The following is a 19595-nucleotide window of genomic DNA, read 5'->3' as shown; positions in this document are numbered from 1 at the left end:
TCTATTCCTTTCTTATTTATAATTTATGGTTGTTTCCAGTTTTATACCGATATGAGAGCCCTTGTCTTCAGATGGAAGAGTATCTCTTTATCTATGATACAAAATTACGGTAAATAAGTTGTTCTCACTATAGCACAGTTGCGTTATTCTGTATACCATAGTTGTGGTATTTTGTCTTTTTGACCGGGTTTTGAAGGTTTTCAGTCATGGTTTTCGGGTCACTTCGTGTTTCATGATATCGGTATCTCGCTTGGATTTAGAGTGTGTGACGAGCCAGACTCCTGAAAATACCAAGATGATGGCAAGTCCCTGGCTCCACTTGAAGATACCTATTCCTGTGAGCACACTGATGGTCACGGCAACAATAGGTTGGATGTAGTTGTAAATAGACACGACTGTCGGTCGGAGAACTTGTTGTGCGATCATCGTCAGGAGATAGCAGACATACGTTCCGATAAAGACGACATAACCTGCTTCCCACCAGGTAGATGCCGGGATATGTCCCCAGTTGACCGTCGTGGTCACATGGTATCCCGAGAAGGGAACAATGAGTATTGCCGCCCAGAGGAACATCCATTTGTTGGTCGTAATGACAGAGTATTTTCGGACCAGCGGATTGTACAGCGTCAGATAGAGGGCGAAGGAGCATTGTGCAATCAGGCAGAGTAAGTCCCCGCGAATATTTCCAACTTTGGCATTGCTTGCTGATACACTGGTCAGGATTAATATCAGCGCACCCATACAACCGATGAACACGCCGGAAAGTTTCTTGATCGTTATCGGTTCTTTCAGGATCAGGAAAGAAAAGATCATAGAGAAGATCGGCATGGTCGTGGTCATGATGCTCGCGTTGTTGGGAGACGTGATGCTCAACCCGATATTGTAGCAGAACTGATTGCAGATCAATCCTAGGACTGCTGCTCCGATAAACTTCAGTTTGTCTTTCACAGGGACGTGTTCTGTGGGAACGAATAGTGAACTGAGCCAGAATAAGAGAACACCTCCTATGACCCGGAAGGTGACGAGGTCGATGCCGTCGATACCATGAGTCATGGCACTTTTCCCTATTGGTGCCATCGATCCCCAGAATATCTCTGCACAGAAAATGCTCAGATGTGCCCGAAGTGGTTTACTGAAGTGTCTCTTCATATCAATTTGTTAGAATTTAGAACGGGTAAAGTTTTCAAACGAGTTATGTGCAGAGTCGTGGGGCCTTATTCCATGGTATCCATTTCCTCTTCCTCGTGTCATTCTAAATGAAGTCTTTGGCATCAATTGGTCCATTTATCCATCAAAATGGTAGATGTATCCTTTGCCCGCCCAAATCAGTCACAAAGTTAATAATAAATCCTGAACTCTTTTTGATTTTAGTTTCTTTTTCTTATATTTGTCACATAAAAGCCTTGCTCAGATGGGCATGAACAGATGAAAAATTTGTAGACTATGCAGAAATACGCAGATTACATCGAGAGGATTGAGATTGACTCCCTTTGGAGCGGAGTCAAACATATTATCTGGAATCTTGACCGAAAAGTCAATATCCTGAGTGGTATTAATGGAGTAGGTAAGACCACCATACTTAATAAGGTGGTCAAAGGGTTGTCTCAGGGTGGGGAGTTTCCCAGTCATCTTCTGAAAGGCGTTCACCTAAAGGTTCATCCTGAAGATGCAAAATGGATACGCTATGATGTCATCCGCTCTTTTGACCGCCCTCTGGTCAATTCTGAATTGGTCTCCCAATTGGATATTCCTCTGGGAACGGAATTGGATCTGCAACTCTATAATCTGCAGAGAAAATATCTGGATTATCAAGTGAACATCGGTAATCGTATCATTCAGGCTCTGCAGAGCGGCAAGGCTGACTCGGCTGAACAGGCCGAGAAATTGGCAGAGCCGAAAAAGTTGTTCCAGGACATCATTGACAACCTTTTTGCTTCTACAGGCAAGAAAATCATCCGTTCTGAAAATGAGATACGTTTCTCTCAACTGGGCGAGACTCTTGTGCCTTATATGTTGTCAAGTGGGGAAAAGCAAATGCTTTGCATATTGTTGACCGTTCTGGTGGAAGACCAGTTGCCTTATGTCCTCTTTATGGATGAACCGGAAGTGAGTCTGCATTTCGAATGGCAAAAACAGTTGATAGACCTGGTCTTGAAATTGAATCCTAATGTCCAGTTGATCATGACGACGCATAGTCCGGCAGTCATCATGAACGGTTGGATGAATGATGTCACGGAGGTCACTGATATCACGGTAGGGGCTCACCCTTCTGATAAAAAGACCGGTCATTAAATTTGTCGCTTATGTCTTCGAGTTTAAAAGACCATATTAATTCTCAATATTTTGAGGCTGCCAACCGACTTACCTCAAGGTATTCCCGCAGAAAGATCGTCGCCTATGTCGAGAGTTATGATGATGTGCTTTTCTGGCGTCAGGTGTTGGGGCGATTTGAGAACAGTACACGTTATTTCGAGATTATGCTTCCTGTCCGCGGTGATTATCTGGAGCGGGGAAAGAAGGCTGCCGTTGCCAATATGCTTACAGGAGTGGGGCGGGATATGATCGCCTGCGTGGATGCTGATTATGATTATCTGATGCAGGGTGCAACAGAAACATCCAAGTTGATCAATGAGAATCCGTATATCTTCCATACCTATGTTTATGCCATTGAGAATTATCAGTGCTATGCTCCCGGGTTGCATGACACCTGTGTCATGGTGACACTGAATGACCATAATATTTTCGATTTTGAAAAGTACCTCTATGATTTCTCCCAGGCTATATGGCCGTTGTTTGTCTGGAATATCTGGTTCTACAGAGGACCTTATTATAAAGATTTTACGATCACTGACTTCAACCGGATCATCGAACCCGGCTATGTGAAGATGAGCCATCCTGAAGATATGATAGCTTATATGCGTCGGAAGATCATCCGGAAATTGAATTATCTGGAGAAGAACTACCCTCAGTTTCGTGATCAAAAGGAAGCGCTGATCAAAGATTTGAACCGACTTGGCGTGAGATCTGACAATACTTATCTGTTTATCCAAGGGCATCATCTGTTTGACAAGATCGTTTATCCGATGGTCGAGAAAGTGTCTGAAAAACTCGAGGATGAGCGGGAGAATGAGATCCGTGAGCAATCGATCCATGCTATTCAGGAAGCGACGGAGATGTCGAACTACAAGCACAGCGTCGAAGATGTAACGCAGATGATGAAGAAGAATATGGTCTATCAGTATTCTGAACCTTTCCAGAAATTACTGAAAGATATCGATGTCTTTCTCAGTAGAGAGGAGGATATGAAAGAATGTCCAAAAGGAGTCAGAGAAAATGAGAATAAAGTCAACTGATCTGTTTTGAAAGAGATTGGCATACAGAAAATGGGGCTGTTTCATTATCCGTGTCACTGATGGACAACCTTTTTTCCTTCTATGACACAGATTAGTGTAGCCTTTTCCCTTTTCTTTCTGGAGGGTTGGCATTATTGTGGAAATGACCGTTGAAGTTCTGGGAGTTTCCACGTCTCAATACGTGTATAAGAGAGAGGATAAAAACTTCACATTATTTATTCTCATTAGCCTAAATGCCTGTAACTTTTGAGAACAGGCATTTGGGTTGAATCGGATTTTATGAAATAAGCATCAGATGAAAAAACTTATGATCGGTGTATTTATTGCACTGGCAGCCTCATGCAGAGGCGGGAGATTTTATAACCATCAGGAGGCCAATTCCTATTCGCCAGAATTGGACAGATTGGACGACAGTCTCCGTTACGCTTCGTTATTGAAGGAGATGGACTCTACAGAACTCGGTGATACAAAAAGTATTTATGGCTTGTGGTTCATCCCTCATGAGGCAGACATCTGTATTGTCTTACATAAAAACCATACATTCGAAGATTATACCTATCGGATCAATAAAGACTCCAGTATTACCGATGTGATCATTAAAGGTTCTTTTTATATGAAAGGAGATTCCTTGATAATGAAAGGAGAGAATGGGGGTGTGAAAAAATTAAGGCACTGGAAATCAGGGGATGATGATAATTATTATCTGACCAAAGGCAAGGGAACCGGTGTAGGAAACTGGTATGTCAAAGAAGATGACCCTTATTGAAATAGAACTGCAATTGGTCTTGCAGGATATACAGAAGGGATTCGGACTACAGAACTAGAGACGATAGAATTTCAGTAGGAACCAAAAATACGTGGATAGGTCAAAGTTGATTTATCCACGTATTGTCATGTCCGGTATGAAGATCAGACGTAGGATTCCAGGAATTTGATGTTCCCGTCTACATGTATTTCTTTTGTAGTCGCAGGAATGAGAATTGATTCTCCGGCTTGGAGTTCAAATTCATTACCTTCATTATCACTCATTTTTGCTTGTCCTTTCGTGCCGATCAAAATGACGAAACTGTCAAGTTCACTGTAGTCGATTGTCATCGGCTCGTTCAGGTCGTACACGGACGTATTGAAATAAGGGCATTTGACCAAACTGACACCCTGATTCTTCTGGGGCACATATTGCTGGCGGTAATTGCTCTTGACATGATAATCAATGCTCATAGCAGCTTCCTTCGTGTGCAGTTGGCGGTAATTGCCGTTCTTGTCTTTCCGTTTAAAGTCATAGATGCGGTAAGTGACATCGCTCGTCTGCTGGATTTCAGCCAGGAAACAACCTTTGCCAATACTGTGTATACGGCCTGCAGGAATGAAGAAGCAGTCGCCTTCCTTGACAGGGTAATGGGCCAAGGCATCAGTGATCGTATCATTGGCGACCATCTCTTTGTACTGGTCCGGTGTGATCTTTTCCTTCAAACCACACATTAAACTGGCATCTTTGTCGGAGGCCATGACATACCACATTTCAGTTTTACCTCTTTCTTTACCGAGTTTGTGAGCAATCTCGTCATTGGGATGGACTTGGATGGAGAGTTGTTGGCGGGCATCAATGAATTTGATGAGCAATGGGAATTCTTCACCAAAACGCTTATAGTTTTCGACACCGACAAGTGAGTCTTTCAGTTCGGATACGACATCTTGGAGGGTCTTCCCTTTATAAGGTCCTTCGGATACAATGCTCAGATTTCCCGGTACACCTGATATCTCCCAACTCTCACCTACATTTTCTTGGTGAATGTTCAGATGCTTAAACGGGATGATCTTGTCTCCTCCCCAAAGGGTGGATTTCAGTAATGGTTCAAATTTAATTGGTTTCATAGTCATTGAGTTTGTCCAACAAATGTAAGGAAAAGTTTTGATTTCTCCAAAAAATAGGATTGATTTGATGGTTTATCCTATAAAAATGATGATATTGGAAAACACGAATGAGGGTTTTCTGACTTGTTAAAGGTCAGATAAAGGACCATGCAGTGGAGGTACAGTTCAACGCAGGGATACCGTGAGAATACTTTTGTCTGCTTTCAAACCTATCTGTGCCCTTCCCGTTCTCTCTGCCTTTGATATGGATGGCAATCAGTTGTTTTTCCAGAAAGCAGGCGTGAAGATGATCAATACGGTGAAAACCTCCAGACGGCCGATAAGCATCATGAAAGAGCAGAGCCATTTTGCGGCAATAGGCAGCATGCTCCAGGACATGGTCGGTCCGATTTCTATACCAAGAGTCGGTCCGACATTTCCGAGGCTACTCAAAGTAATGGTAATGGCATTTGTGTTGTCTATCCCCATGGCGATGAGCGTGGAAGACATTAGAAGACAGAGAATGAGGTAGGTGGAGAGAAAAGCCAGGAGTGTCACCTGCTTCTGTCTGGAGACATTTACCCCATCCACCCTGATGGGCAGGACAGCATTAGGGTGCAGGATCTGGATGAATTCATTCTTGATGATTTTCAAGATCATGACACCTCGAATGCATTTCAGTCCACCGCTCGTACTCCCTGAGCAAGCTCCGAAGAACATGCCTATAGCCAGAATGACCCATGTGACATGAGGCCATGTTGCCGCATTTTCACTATAGAATCCCGTTGTCGTCATGAACGTGACTACTTGGAAAACCGCTTTCCGGAATGCATGTTCCAGATCATAATGATTGTTGGTAACGAGTTTTATGGTAATGAACAGAGAGAAGGCAAGTACTGCAAAGAGGTAAAATTTGAATTCCGAACTATGGAACAGTTTCTTCAGTTTTCCCTTGAAAACCGACGCATAAAGGAGGGCAAAATTGACTCCTGACAGAAATGTAAATACCGTGCAAGCGTATTCCAAAAATTTGGAGTGGAAGAACGCGAAACTGCCGTTCCTCGTTCCGAATCCACCTGTAGCCGTAGTAGACATGGAGAAGTTGATCGCATCAAACAGGTTCATTCCTCCGACATAGTAGCTGGCGGTACATCCTATAGTGAGAATCAGATAGACCATCCATATCCATTTCGTACTTGTAGAAAGGCGAGGGTGGAGTTTGGTCTTGATGGGTCCCGTCGCTTCGGCAGCGAAGATCCTGATGGATCCTCCACCTAAAGAAGGCAGCAAGGCCACCATAAAGAACACAATGCCGAGTCCTCCGATAAACTGTGTCAGGGAACGCCAGAACAACAAACCGTGGGGCAGTGACTCCACGTCATCGATGATCGTAGCTCCTGTCGTGGTAAACCCGGACATGGTCTCAAAATAAGCGTCTGTGAAATCGGGCACGTATCTGCTGATCATAAAGGGGAGTGTGCCGAAGAGACTGAAAATGATCCACGTCAAAGTGACGACAAGATAGGCATCTCTTCGGGATAGGGTATTCTTGGAGTGGCGACCTGTCGCGATTAAGGCGAAGGCGACTGCCAAGGTGATAATGATTGAGCTAAGAAAGGCAAAGACATCATCTTCATGGTAGAAGAGGCTTACTCCCAGGCACCAGCACAATAGAGAAGCCTCTATAAGGAGCAACTGACCGATGATTTTATTGATGAGTTTGAAATGCAGCATTGTGCCTTTTGGAGTCTAATAACAGTTCTTACAGTGGTATTTGAGTTGAACAGTGGTGTTTTAATTGAAAAATTTCTCAATCTTCTTTAGGTTGATATGATAGCAGAACACGATTACAGAGTCGCCGGGTTCGATTTGTGTGTTTCCAGATACGAGCATCCCTTCCTGTCCCCTTATCAGGCCACCTATAGTGACGCCTTTTGGAAGTTCGACGTCCTTGACGCGTTTCCGGGTGATCTTAGAGTTCTTTTTGGGGATAAACTCAGCGACATCGGCATTGGCATTCATCAGAAACCTGACATCCATCACGTCTGCATCCAGCAGCATCTGATAGATATGGCAGGCGGCAATGATCTGCTTATTGATGAGAGTACCGATGTCCAGGTTCTCCGCCATACCGATATAATCGATATTTTCAACCATTGCCACAGTTTTCCTCACCCCCAGTCTTTTGGCGGTCAAACAAGCCAAGATATTGGTTTCCGTATTCGGCGTGAGAGCGACAAAAGCTTGTGTGTTGTCTATTCCCTCTTCTTGCAGCAAGGAGATATCTCGGCCGTCACCGTGGATGACCAATGTCTTTTTGTTCAGAACTTCATTTAACTTTTCACAGCGTTCTTCATCGCTTTCGATAACTTTTGCCTTCATGTCTTCCGGCAGGGTGTTGAGGGCACTCAGAGCCGTCTCTCCACCACCCATGAACATGACATTCCTGACATCTTCGTAGCTCTCCTTTCCGACAATCTTCCGGATATAGGGGATATAGTTTTCAGTCGTCATGAAGTATGCGAGGTCATAATCCTCCAGTTTGTCATTGCCTCCAGGGATAATCGTCTGATCTTTTCGCCTGACGGCTACGATATGGTAAGGGTCGTCGGGACCACTGATGTCTTTTAGTGGTTGGTGGAGGATCTGGCAAGATTCCCGGAGTTTGATTCCAAGCATGACCAGTGCTCCCTCGTGAATATCCCAGCGCTGTCGCACCCAACTCATCTTCAAACTGTCGTTGATGTCTTGAGCTGCCAGTCTTTCAGGGAAAATGAGAGAGTCAATACCCAGTTTTCGGAAAAAATTCTGTGAGTCTTTATCGATGTATTCCGGATTGTCTACCTTTCCGACCGTCTTTTTTGCTCCAAGCGCTTTAGCCAGGATACAACTGTTCAGGTTGAGCGCTTCATCTTTCGTGACGGCGATATAGAGATCTGCGTCAGGTGCGCCGGCCTCTTTTAGCGTTTTTATGCTTCCGGGATTAGCTTCGAGGGTGAGCAGGTCATAATCTTCGCCAATCTCGGTCAGGCGTTCAGCGTCTTCGTCAATAAGCGTTATATCCTCGTTGTTGCGCGACAGTAATTTCGCCAGGTAAGTTCCTATGGCATAAGCACCGGCTATGATTATTCTCATGGTTTTCTAAATGATGTCGCCAGGTGAAAGTTCCGGAATATTCTTATAGGAGAGACAGTATGTTCTTTTTGATGCTTTCAATATCGATCCCCACGATCTGGTACAGTTGCTCGATCGTCCCATGCTCCACGAATTCGTCAGGGATCCCCATTCTGAGAATCTCTGGATGGAAGTTGTGGTCGTTCATCCATTCCAGTATAGCGCTCCCGAATCCGCCTGCCTTTATTCCGTCTTCGATAGTGATGATCTTTTTGAATTTCAAGGCAATCTCTTTCAGCAGACGAGAGTCGAGAGGTTTGAGGAAGCGCATGTCATAATGGGCAACCTTTCCCTTGACCGGTGACGCAATGGACGTCTCTTTGCCTTGTTCCAGTTCCTCAATGGCTTTTTCCACATCATTGCCGATGGGGCCGATGCTGAGGACTGCCATATCGCTACCGTCCCTGAGTTTGCGCCCCGTGCCTACTGGAATCTCTTCCAATGGGCACTGCCAATTCGTGAGAACACCCCTTCCGCGCGGATAGCGGATGACGAAGGTGCCTTTGTCCTTAAGTTGTGCCGTAAACATGAGTTTTCTCAATTCGTGTTCATTCATAGGAGAGGCTATCGTCAGATGAGGAATCGGCCGCAATGCCGCCATGTCGAAAACACCATGGTGGGTAGGACCGTCAGGACCTACGATTCCGGCTCTGTCCAAACAGAGTACGACGGGCAGGTTCAGTATGGCCATGTCGTGGATAATGTTATCGTATGCCCTTTGGGCGAAAGCGCTGTATATATTGCAGAAAGGTTGTAATCCGTCTTTTGCCATACCTCCAGAGAACGTCACGGCGTGCCCTTCGGCGATGCCGACATCGAATACTCTGTCGGGCATGATTTTCTGCATGATATCCATTGAGCATCCGGGAGCCATGGCAGGCGTCACACCGACGATCCTCGGGTTCTTGGTTGCCAACTCGAGGAGTGTCTTGCCGAATACTTCCTGAAATTTTGGAGGCTGGTTCGGTTTATCCTGAATAATTCTGTAGCCTGTCTTGACATCAAATTTTCCGGGAGCGTGCCAGATCGTAGCAGATTTCTCCGCAGGTTTGTAGCCCTTCCCTTTGATTGTATGCAGATGCAGCAACTTCGGTCCTTTCATGTCCTTCAACTGTTGGAAGGTGTGGACGAGCTCCTTGACGTTATGGCCGTCATAAGGACCGAAATACCTGATGTTCATTCCTTCGAAGATGTTCTGCTGGCGACTGATAGCCGATTTGATGGCATTGTTCAGTCTGATGATTCCCTTGCGTCGGTTTTCATTCAGATAGCCTTTTGAATACAGCCATTGGCTCGCCTTGAAACGAAGTCGGTTATAGGTTTCAGAGGTATCCAGTCTCAGAAGGTATTTTTCCATTCCACCCACTGCATGGTCTATGCTCATGTCATTATCATTCAAGACGATGAGCAGGTCATTAGGGGTGGATCCCACGTTGTTCAGACCTTCGAAAACGAGTCCCCCACTCATCGCTCCGTCACCGATGACAGCTATGATATGGCGGTCTTCATGACCAGTTTTCTTGGCTGCGACAGCCATTCCCAGTGCTGCCGAAATGGAATTGGAAGCATGACCGCAAGTAAAAGTGTCATAAGGGCTTTCCAAAGGAGACGGGAAAGGCCTTATGCCATGCAACTGCCGGTTCGTATAGAATAATTTTCTGCGACCGGTTAGTATCTTATGCCCATAAGCCTGATGACCCACATCCCAGACGATCCTGTCGTCAGGGGTGTTGAATACATAATGCAAGGCCACAGTGATTTCTACTGTACCAAGCGAAGAGGCAAGATGTCCCGGATTGATGGAGACTTCATCTAAGATGTCCTCTCTCAGTTCCTTGCATACTTCCGGCAATTGGTCTATGCTGAGTTTGCGCAGGTCTTCAGGGTAATTAATGTTGTCTAAGAGTCCGTATGTATGGTGATTCTGCATTTTTTCAGAACGAATATATCTTTGCAAAGATACACTAACTTATACAGAAAAACAAATTTATCCTAAAATTTTTCCAGATGTAGCCAACTCATGTAATCCTGCATTTTTCGGAGTGGAAATACAATATTCAAGAATGTGATTCGTTACGTAAGAAGTATAAGTTAGATTATCTAAATGAGATTATGATTGAATATGTTAAAGGGACACTTGCCGACCTTACTCCTGCTGAGGCAGTAGTAGAAGCAGGGGGAATAGGTTTTGCGCTGAATATCTCCATCAATACGTTTACGGCGATCCAGGATAAGAAAGGGAAGGAAGTCCGTCTTTTCGTCCATGAGTCATTGGTGACAGGCGGACGCGATGACTCCTATACCCTTTTCGGGTTCTATACGCATCAGGAGCGGGATCTATACCGCTTGCTGATCACCGTGTCTGGGGTAGGGGCAAACACTGCCCGGATGATCCTGTCTTCGACGACCCCCGGAGAACTTTGCAATATCATCGCTACGGGAAATGACAAGATGCTGAAAAGTGTCAAAGGTATCGGATTGAAGACGGCTCAGCGTATCATCGTGGATCTGAAAGACAAGATCGTGAGTTTGGGCATTACCGATGAGGTACCTGCTGGCAAATCCGGTACGAGTTCCATTAACATGAGCATCAAGGATGAGGCCGTGAGTGCCTTGACGATGCTGGGTTTCTCTCCTGCACCCTCTGACAAGGTGGTCAGGGCGATTATGTCTGAACATCCTGAATTACCTGTTGAGCAGGTCGTCAAAATGGCCCTTAAGCAGATCAAGTGAGTGGTCTTCAAATTTACGATAAGGCGTATTGAAGGCCCCCCCTCCATATTTTCAGCCTTTCTCTCTGCCGTCGTTATTGCGCAGGTACGCAATGAGGCGGGAGAGTGGAATCAGAACGATTTCCTGAGGAAACAGAAATGCCTTAATCCGATTCCTGAGATAACCTTAACGATGAACGATATCTTCGTCAACCGGTATAGCTCGTCGGCTGACTTTTTGTGGGTTGTAGTGAACAATTCGAGATGAAATGAGTCTTTGATAGATATTTTTTTGTACTTTTGCAAAGTAATTAAAGAATCGCTCAGTCTTATCGTCAATCCCACTCGTACGACAAGATAGAAAAGAAAAAGATAATGGATAGGACATTTCATCATCGTTTTACGGTAGGAGCTGTCTGTGGCATTGCTCTGTTTACAATTCTCATGTTTTATTTCTTCTGGGAAAGGCATGCGTTGGTAGGTACGCTCTTGATGATACTCGTTTTGTGCATGATAGAACGTGTTATCCATACGACTTATACATTTCATAAGACTAGTCCCGGTATTCCCGGAAAGGAACAGGAGACCCTGGTCATCAACAAGGGACGCTTTTCCATCAACAAGTCCATTCCCCTTGATAAAGTTTGTGAGGTGACCCGTATGAAGACGGCCTTTGGACTGAACCATTATCTCCTGCTTGTATATGGAAATGAGAAAAGGATGGAGGCAGTGATGCCTGTGAAAGAAGAAAACTTCCTCTTTGAATTGAAAAAGCGGCGGGCTCACCAGTCTGTAGAGATATGAGAATTGGTAGAAATCAATAGGTATGAAATAAAATTCGATAAATTGAATAACTGAGGATGATGAAAAATTTGAGATTCTTACTTTTGCTGGCGATGGTCGTGATGCTCATACCGACAAAAGCTCAGGTTGCGGATGAAAATATAGAAGACAACGAAGAACTGCAGGAGGATTCTGTTTGGGCTGATTCCATAGATGCCGATACGGTCTCGAATCTGCCTTGGCCTGAATCCGTCCAGGATAAGATAGGCAAACTCTTGGAGAATAGTATGTTCCAGACTTCTCAGGTGGGGATGATGGTCTGGGACCTGAACGCAGACTCTTGCATATTTAAGAAAAATGAGCGGCAGTTGATGCGCCCCGGCTCTTGCATGAAACTCCTGACAGCTATCACGGCTATCGACAAACTCGGGGGTTCTTATCAATTCAAGACTCAGATGAAGTACACGGGGAAAATAGAAGATCATACGCTCACAGGAGACGTCTATCTGGTAGGGGGCATGGACCCGCGCTTTAATTCGGATGATCTGTCGGCCTTTATTTCTGATTTGAAGCAGATGGGGGTAGACTCGATCCATGGGTCCATCTATGCCGACAAGTCTATGAAAGACGATGATCCCTATGGCGAGGGCTGGTGCTGGGATGATGACAATCCCGTCCTTTCCCCACTATTGATTTCCAGAAAAGACCGGTTCATGGACCGGTTTATCTCCAAACTGAAGGAAGCGGGAGTCGTGTTCTCGCCTTTTGCAACGGGAACTCGCCGTTGTCCTGATGACGCTTTCACGATTTCTACCCGTTACCACAGCCTTGACCAGATCCTGGTCAGGATGCTTAAAGAGAGCGATAATCTCTATGCCGAGTCCATGTACTATCAGATAGCGGCTTCTACCGGCAATCGTCCTGCCTCTGCAAAGAGTGCGAGATCCGTTGAACGGAAACTGATTGACAAGTTGGGCTTGGATTCTTCACGCTACAGACTGGCAGACGGGAGTGGACTTTCACTCTATAACTATGTCTCACCCGAACTGATCGTCAATCTTCTGAAATATGCTTATCAAAATGACAATATCTATATGCATTTGAATGCAGCTCTTCCTATCATGGGAGTTGACGGTACTCTGGAGAAACGGATGCATAATGCTTTCACGAGAGACAATGTGCATGCCAAGACGGGGACGTTGACAGGTGTGGTTTCCTTATCCGGTTACTGTACGGCTCCCAATGGCCATATCCTCTGTTTCTCAATACTGAATCAGGGTGTGATGCATGCGGTCAATGCCAGAGCCTTTCAAGACCGTGTATGCATGGCACTCTGCTCTCCACAATAAAACAGAAATAGAAATCAAATAACTTTATTTTTATATACTATGGAAATACAAGTACATAAGTTGGTGGATTCCCACATCTGGTTGGAAAAAGTCAGGATCTTCGTCGAGCAGATGATTTCCCTGACTGGTATTCATGGACCTGCAGTTCCGATCTTGCGCCATTTGCTCCTCGTTCTTGTCACGGTGATCCTGGCATGGCTGTTCTATACGATTTGCCGGAAACTCGTCCCTCTGATTCAGAAACTTACGAATAAAACGGCCGTTAAATGGGATAAGGTCCTATTCAACGAAGATGTGCTGATCAGTGCCTGCAAGATTGTACCTGCCATCATCGTGTGGAAGTTCCTGCCACTCGTATTCTATCAATTTCCTTCCGTACGGGTCATCCTGACACGTCTGACGGCTATCTATATCGTCATCATGACGACACGGACGGCTGTGGTCTTCATCGATTCCTTTAATCGGCTCGACATCGTCAATCGCCGGTCTTCGACAAGGCAATATCTGAAATCATTCTGTGGCGTACTGAAAATATTCATGGTCTTCATCGCTTTTGTCGTGACGATAGCCATACTCCTCAACAAGAGTCCGATGGCACTGCTTGCAGGACTGGGCGCCACTTCAGCCGTACTGATGTTGGTCTTTAAAGATACCATAGAAGGTCTGGTCTCGGGAATCCGCCTGACCAGTAATGATATGCTGCACGTGGGGGATTGGATCACCGTTCCTAATACGATTGTCAACGGTATTGTCAAAGAGATGTCTCTGTCGACGGTCAAAGTCCAAAACTTTGATAATACGATAGTGACGGTTTCCCCCCAATCTCTCATCAACGGGAGTTTCCAGAACTGGATCGGGATGCAGCAAAGTCCCGGACGCCGTGTGCAACGGGTGGTCTATTTTGACTTCAGGAGTGTGAAGTTTCTCGATCAGAATAAAAAGGAAACCAATATGGGACGCTTCCGCCGTGAGATGGAAACTTATCTGAACAATCGGGATGATGTGAACAGTGAGATGATGGTGATGGTACGTGAACTTGAGGCGACTCAGTGTGGTGTGCCTGTCGAGTTCTATTTCTTCCTGAAAATGAAGGAATGGAAACTTTATGAGGAACACCTTTCTGATATTCTGGAATATGTCTATTCCATTGCCGGTGAATATGGACTGACGATCTATCAGCAGTATCCCGAACAGTAACAGTTTTCATGCAGGTTTCCCTTTAAAACCTGCATGAAATTTTGACAACCGGAAGGTCTCATCAAGCAGAGACGATGGGGAATATCTCTATGAATTCTCCTTGATGGCGCTTTCCGTCTTTGAGGATCTCCATAAATTTCTTCGCGACGACATCCGGTTGATGGAAACCTTCTCCCGTCATGTTTCCATTCAAGTCTGTCGTTGTCGGTCCCGGATGAACGCAGAATATTTCGACGGGGATCTTATTTTTATCGAAATCGAATCCCATCGTCTCTGTCATGACGTTCTGTGCTGCCTTACTTGCCTTGTAAGCCAAGGGATTCCAGTAAGGATTGACGGTAGTAGGTACTGTGATGTTGACGATACGGCCCTTGTTCTTCGCGATAACGGGAACGAGACCTTTGGTCAAGGCATAGGTGCCAATATAATTGACATTCACCGTTTCTATGATGTCCTTCAGGTCTGACTCATAACTCGGGCATGCCATGTCTCCGGGTATCCCGGCGTTGTTGACCAGCATTTTAAGATCTGGATGATGAGTGGCAATCAACTCAATGGAGGCTTGAAGACTTTTCAGGTCAGAGAGATTGATATTGACCCATTCTGCTTCCTTGACCCCGAGTGACTTTAAGGTACTGACGGCCTTTTCTCCTCTTTCCTTGTTGCGTGCTCCTACAAGTACGTGCCATCCATTTAGACCTAATTCTTTGCTGATGGCAAATCCTATTCCTTTATTAGCTCCTGTAACGATTACTTTTGGCATTCTATTTATTTTAATGTTCGACAAAAGTTTGATCATTTAATAGGTGGTAAACTTTCGTATATGATAGATCATAAACGGATATTCAATAAAATCTGCAGTCGAGTTTACCGTGGGCAAAATTACAGAAAATTATTGTCTTGCAGTTGATTTCCGTAAATTATTTCATCTTAGAATAGTAAGTCTGTTCCTTTGCAGTCGTTCTGTTATAGAGGTATATCAAGAATAAACCTGATTCAAATCCGTTCCCTGCCGTTCCCTCTCCGTTCCCTCTCCATTCCCTACCGTTCCCTCCTCGTTCCCTATTTGGACTTTTGGTGGACAAAACAATTGTGGCAATCTGTTGAAGCGGTTGAACAGGGTGTAAAGAAGCTTTTATTAGGACCTCATAAAGCGTATCCGGACAATGTCAGGATACGTATGAACAGACCCTCATAAAGCGCTTCTTCAGGACCTTAAAAAACTTATCAACAGGACATCAAGAAGCACGTGAACAGGACTTCAAAAAACTCATCTTCAGCTCATCATGGAGCGATGAACAGAATGTATAGTCATGTGTCAACGAAATGCATGGATAAGTGTTAATATAATGAATGGACGTGCATCTTCAGGCGCGAAGACGTGCTCCAAGAGGAACGACAAATATCGGTCCTTTTCGCCTTATGGTATGGCATAATAAAAAAGGCGGTCGATTTCTCGGCCGCCTCTTAGGACTTAAACTTTTTTATTTTTTCAGTTCTTCCGAATCTTCTGTTTCTACACGGAAGTCTTTCAAATCTTCAGCTATAAAATTCTGAATGTAATCAGCGTGTCCCACTACTTTTTCGTTGGCAGCGAATATAAATACTTTTGCACTGCGTGCGAACAAGTCCTCGTTTCGTGTTGCGTCATCAAGCAATAACAACGATACCAGAATGTTGCCTGTCATGTCACAAAGGCGATAAGCCAGGAAATCATGCATCTCTTGGTTGTCGGCATCTTTGACGTATTCGACAGCTTGCTTGTAGATAGCAGTCATTTCTTTAACGCGTTCCTGAAGTGGTTTCAAGTCTTCTGCTACTTCATGCTGTAGCATTTCCTCAATCATCTTGAGGTAAGTGCCGTTGGTCACATAACGGATGGCAGCGACAACTTGCAACTGGGTTGTACCTTCATAAATAGAGAAGATGCGGGAATCCCTATAAAGCCTTTGAGCCTCATATTCCATGATAAATCCGGAACCACCATGAATGGAGATGGCATCATAGGCAGCCTGGTTGGCATATTCTGAATTCATCCCTTTGCAAAGGGGAGTGATCGCATCTGCCAGACGACTGTACTTCTTCATCTCCTGACGCTCTTCCGGTGTCAGTTTCCGACTTCTTGAGATATCCTCAAGAGTCTTGTAGATGTCTACATAGCGGGCCGTCTGATAGAGTAGAGACCGACCTCCATCCAATTTGGCTTTCATGCGTGAAAGCATGTCATAGACAGCCGGGAAGTGGATGATAGCCTTTCCAAATTGTTCCCGTTCCTTGGCGTAAGCGAGTCCCAAGTTGTAAGCTTCCTGTTGCAGGCCTACACTCTGAGCACCGATACCCAGACGGGCGCCGTTCATCAAGGCCATAACATATTTGATCAGTCCAAGTCTGGTACTGCCACAGAGTTCAGCCTTGGCATTCTTGAATACCAACTCGCAAGTTGGAGAGCCATGAATACCGAGTTTGTTCTCAATGTGTCTGACCGTGACGCCACCGTTATGCTTGTCATAGATGAACATGGACAATCCACGTCCGTCATGTGTGCCGGCTTCAGAACGGGCCAGGACGAGATGAATGTCAGAATCACCGTTGGTGATGAAGCGCTTGACACCATTCAGGCGCCAGCAATTCTCCTTTTCATCAAAGGTAGCCTTCAGCATGACCCGCTGCAGATCAGAACCTGCATCAGGTTCGGTAAGGTCCATACTCATGGTCTCACCATTGCAGACACGGGGAATGTATTTCGTCCGTTGCTCGTCAGAGGCGAATTCATACAGCGTATCGATACAACTCTGGAGGCTCCAGACATTCTGAAAACCTGCATCTGCTGCACCGACCACTTCAGACATCATGGAGAAAATCGTCAATGGGAAATTGAGACCACCGTATTGGCGAGGCATGGTGACACCCCAAAGACCGGCTTTGCGGGTAGCATCAAGATTCTCGTAGGTCTTACTGGCATATTTCATCCGCCCGTTTTCAAGATGAGGTCCTTCAAGGTCCACTGATTCGGAATTAGGCTGGATGATATTTGCGGAGATATCCCCCATGATCTCAAGTATGCGCTTGTAGTTTTCAATAGCATCCTCGTAGTTGACGGGAGCATCAGCATATTTATCTTTTTCAACGAAGTTGCGCTCTTTGAGCTCAACGATACGTTTCATCAGAGGATTTTCCAGTTGAAACTGGATCTCTGGATGATCACTATAAAAGTTTGCCATAGTTTACTTGGTATTCTGTTTGTAATGCTTGATGAGCTTCGGTACGACATCTTCGACTGTACCGACGATGACGTAGTCAGCAATTTTATTGATGGGCGCATTCGGGTCAGAGTTGACTGAGATGATGATCCCTGCATCCTGCATTCCCACGACATGCTGGATCTGACCTGAAATACCGCAGGCGATATAAACTTTCGGATGAACGGTGACGCCCGTCTGGCCGATTTGGCGAGAAGGGTCTACCCATCCTGAGTCGACTGCAGCACGAGAAGCACCCACTTCTGCGTGGAGTTCTTCTGCAAGTTGGTAAAGCATATTGAAGCCTTCTTTGCTGCCCATGCCATAGCCGCCTGATACAATGATCGGAGCGCTCTTCAGGTTACAGTTGGCGGCTTTCACTTCACGGTCAATGACCTTTACTACAAATTCCGTCTCAGGTACGTATTTGGCAACGTCAGGATAAGAAACCTCACCTTTTGCTTTGCCATCATACAGAGCTTTCTGCATGACGCCACTTCTGACTGTTGCCATTTGAGGACGGTGGTCAGGATTGACGATTGTGGCTACGATGTTACCCCCGAAAGCAGGACGCATCTGGAAAAGAAGGTTGTCATAGTGCTTTCCGGTTTTCCGGTCATCGTATGAGCCGATTTCCAATTGTGTGCAGTCAGCGGTAAGACCTGAAGTCAAAGAGGATGATACCCTCGGACCTAAGTCACGGCCGATGACGGTAGCGCCCATGAGAGCGATTTGAGGTTTTTCTTCCTGGAAAAGTTTTATGAGAATATCCGTGTGAGGAGCGGATGTATAGGGGAAAAGTCCTTCAGCGTCAAAAACGAATAAGTGATCGACACCATAGGGGAGGATCTGATCTTCCACTTTCCCTTTAATTCCTGTGCCGGCAACAACGGCTTCGAGTTCTACTCCCAACTGATTCGCCAGTTTGCGGCCTTTGGTGAGCAACTCTTGAGATACCTCGGCAACAGTAGTGCCTTCTACCTCGCAATATACAAAAATGTTATTCATAAATTTCTGGTACTACAGTCTTAACCGATAATTTTCTCTGAAATCAATTCTTTCATCAGATTGTCAATATCTTCATCAGAAGACGTCAAAGTCTTGCTTTCCTTTGCATGGAATACGATGTTCTGGACGGCCTTTACTTTCGTCGGAGAACCGCTTAAGCCACATTGCTTCGGATCACCGTCTACGTCCGCCACGCTCCATTGGTTCAAGGTCAGATAAGGGCGGCTCTTGTATAGTTCAGACCAAGGTTCGTCGCCTTTACGCTCCATAGGGCAGGAGGCATACTTGTATTTCATGACAAGTTTGGCGTTGCAAGGCCGGCATGGTGCAGCAGTGCCATTGACTGTTACCAGTAGAGGCAGTGGAGCTTCAACCGTCTCTACACCCCCATCGATATGACGGCGGATAGTGGCTTTGCCATTTTCAATCTTTAATATCTCTTCAGCGTAAGTTACTTGGTTTAACCCCAGTTTCTGAGCTACTTGAGGGCCCACCTGCGCTGTATCGCCATCAATAGCCTGACGACCTCCGATAACGATATCGACATCACCTATTTTTCGAATGCCCAAGGATAAGGCGTAAGATGTAGCCAATGTATCTGCACCGGCAAAGAGGCGGTCTGTCAGCAGCCATCCTGTATCGGCGCCTCGATAGAGTCCCTGTCGAATAATCTCGCCGGCACGGGGAGGACCCATGGTCAGGATGCCCACTGTAGAGCCCGGATTTTGGTCCTTGATGCGGAGAGCTTGCTCCAATGCATTCAAATCTTCTGGATTGAAGATGGCAGGCAGGGCTGCACGGTTGACAGTACCTTGTTCTGTCATTGCGTCCTTTCCCACATTTCTTGTGTCAGGTACTTGTTTGGCAAGTACAACGATTTTCAACTTCATAAACTGTTATATATAATAAATAAATTCCGAAATTCGGCGC

16 protein-coding genes are annotated in these 19595 nt (G+C 45.5%); 7 read left to right on the top strand and 9 right to left on the bottom strand.

Annotated features, from left to right (window positions below; all coding sequences use genetic code 11):
* Positions 1 to 204 precede the first annotated feature (204 nt).
* On the bottom strand, positions 205 to 1149 hold the full coding sequence (locus NG821_RS00405; protein ID WP_252759679.1) for a DMT family transporter: 945 nt from the start codon (positions 1147 to 1149) through the stop codon (positions 205 to 207).
* Positions 1150 to 1443: 294 nt separating this feature from the next.
* On the opposite strand from NG821_RS00405, the gene NG821_RS00400 reads away from it, so the two are divergent.
* The 3 genes from NG821_RS00400 to NG821_RS00390 all read left to right on the top strand — a co-directional run bounded on the left by NG821_RS00400 (position 1444) and on the right by NG821_RS00390 (position 4119).
* Positions 1444 to 2292: an AAA family ATPase gene (locus NG821_RS00400; protein ID WP_252759678.1), complete on the top strand. Its 849-nt coding sequence runs from the start codon at positions 1444 to 1446 to the stop codon at positions 2290 to 2292.
* 11 nt (positions 2293 to 2303) lie between these two features.
* Positions 2304 to 3353: a DUF4435 domain-containing protein gene (locus NG821_RS00395; protein ID WP_252759677.1), complete on the top strand. Its 1050-nt coding sequence runs from the start codon at positions 2304 to 2306 to the stop codon at positions 3351 to 3353.
* Positions 3354 to 3648: 295 nt separating this feature from the next.
* Positions 3649 to 4119 (top strand): hypothetical protein, encoded by a 471-nt coding sequence (locus NG821_RS00390; RefSeq protein ID WP_252759676.1) that lies wholly within the window; start codon positions 3649 to 3651, stop codon positions 4117 to 4119.
* Between the two features lie 143 nt (positions 4120 to 4262).
* Here the strand turns inward: NG821_RS00390 and NG821_RS00385 are convergent, their stop codons facing one another.
* The 4 genes from NG821_RS00385 to dxs all read right to left on the bottom strand — a co-directional run bounded on the left by NG821_RS00385 (position 4263) and on the right by dxs (position 10308).
* On the bottom strand, positions 4263 to 5225 hold the full coding sequence (locus NG821_RS00385; protein ID WP_252759675.1) for a type I phosphomannose isomerase catalytic subunit: 963 nt from the start codon (positions 5223 to 5225) through the stop codon (positions 4263 to 4265).
* A 255-nt stretch (positions 5226 to 5480) separates the two neighbouring features.
* The gene (locus NG821_RS00380; RefSeq protein WP_252759674.1) at positions 5481 to 6938 is read right to left on the bottom strand and encodes a TrkH family potassium uptake protein; all 1458 of its coding nucleotides are present in this window, start codon (positions 6936 to 6938) and stop codon (positions 5481 to 5483) included.
* A gap of 60 nt (positions 6939 to 6998) precedes the next feature.
* The gene (trkA, locus tag NG821_RS00375; RefSeq protein WP_252759673.1) at positions 6999 to 8339 is read right to left on the bottom strand and encodes a Trk system potassium transporter TrkA; all 1341 of its coding nucleotides are present in this window, start codon (positions 8337 to 8339) and stop codon (positions 6999 to 7001) included.
* A 43-nt stretch (positions 8340 to 8382) separates the two neighbouring features.
* Positions 8383 to 10308, bottom strand: a complete 1926-nt coding sequence (gene dxs / locus NG821_RS00370; protein ID WP_252759672.1) for a 1-deoxy-D-xylulose-5-phosphate synthase — start codon at positions 10306 to 10308, stop codon at positions 8383 to 8385.
* 182 nt (positions 10309 to 10490) lie between these two features.
* Between dxs and ruvA the strand changes: the two genes are divergently transcribed.
* The 4 genes from ruvA (at position 10491) to NG821_RS00350 (ending at position 14418) form a co-directional block, all read left to right on the top strand.
* On the top strand, positions 10491 to 11111 hold the full coding sequence (ruvA, locus tag NG821_RS00365; RefSeq protein WP_252759671.1) for a Holliday junction branch migration protein RuvA: 621 nt from the start codon (positions 10491 to 10493) through the stop codon (positions 11109 to 11111).
* 353 nt (positions 11112 to 11464) lie between these two features.
* On the top strand, positions 11465 to 11893 hold the full coding sequence (locus NG821_RS00360) for a PH domain-containing protein (RefSeq protein WP_252759670.1): 429 nt from the start codon (positions 11465 to 11467) through the stop codon (positions 11891 to 11893).
* Between the two features lie 59 nt (positions 11894 to 11952).
* Positions 11953 to 13221, top strand: coding sequence for a D-alanyl-D-alanine carboxypeptidase/D-alanyl-D-alanine endopeptidase (gene dacB, locus NG821_RS00355; RefSeq protein WP_252759746.1), 1269 nt, complete (start codon positions 11953 to 11955; stop codon positions 13219 to 13221).
* Between the two features lie 81 nt (positions 13222 to 13302).
* Complete coding sequence (locus NG821_RS00350) at positions 13303 to 14418, top strand: mechanosensitive ion channel family protein (protein WP_252759745.1); 1116 nt, start codon at positions 13303 to 13305, stop codon at positions 14416 to 14418.
* 61 nt (positions 14419 to 14479) lie between these two features.
* Here the strand turns inward: NG821_RS00350 and NG821_RS00345 are convergent, their stop codons facing one another.
* From NG821_RS00345 to NG821_RS00330, 4 genes are all read right to left on the bottom strand, one after another.
* Entirely contained in the window at positions 14480 to 15181 is a 702-nt protein-coding gene (locus NG821_RS00345; protein WP_252759669.1) for an SDR family NAD(P)-dependent oxidoreductase, read from the bottom strand.
* A 721-nt stretch (positions 15182 to 15902) separates the two neighbouring features.
* A complete protein-coding gene (locus NG821_RS00340) occupies positions 15903 to 17639 on the bottom strand; it encodes an acyl-CoA dehydrogenase family protein (RefSeq protein ID WP_252759668.1) in 1737 nt (578 codons plus the stop codon).
* Between the two features lie 3 nt (positions 17640 to 17642).
* On the bottom strand, positions 17643 to 18665 hold the full coding sequence (locus tag NG821_RS00335; RefSeq protein WP_252759667.1) for an electron transfer flavoprotein subunit alpha/FixB family protein: 1023 nt from the start codon (positions 18663 to 18665) through the stop codon (positions 17643 to 17645).
* Between the two features lie 20 nt (positions 18666 to 18685).
* Positions 18686 to 19555 (bottom strand): electron transfer flavoprotein subunit beta/FixA family protein, encoded by an 870-nt coding sequence (locus tag NG821_RS00330; protein ID WP_252759666.1) that lies wholly within the window; start codon positions 19553 to 19555, stop codon positions 18686 to 18688.
* Positions 19556 to 19595: the final 40 nt, after the last annotated feature.

This window comes from Segatella cerevisiae (genome assembly GCF_024054555.1).
In the GTDB taxonomy this organism is placed as follows: Bacteria; Bacteroidota; Bacteroidia; order Bacteroidales; family Bacteroidaceae; genus Prevotella; species Prevotella cerevisiae.
This window is presented reverse-complemented; position numbering and strand designations above follow the sequence as displayed.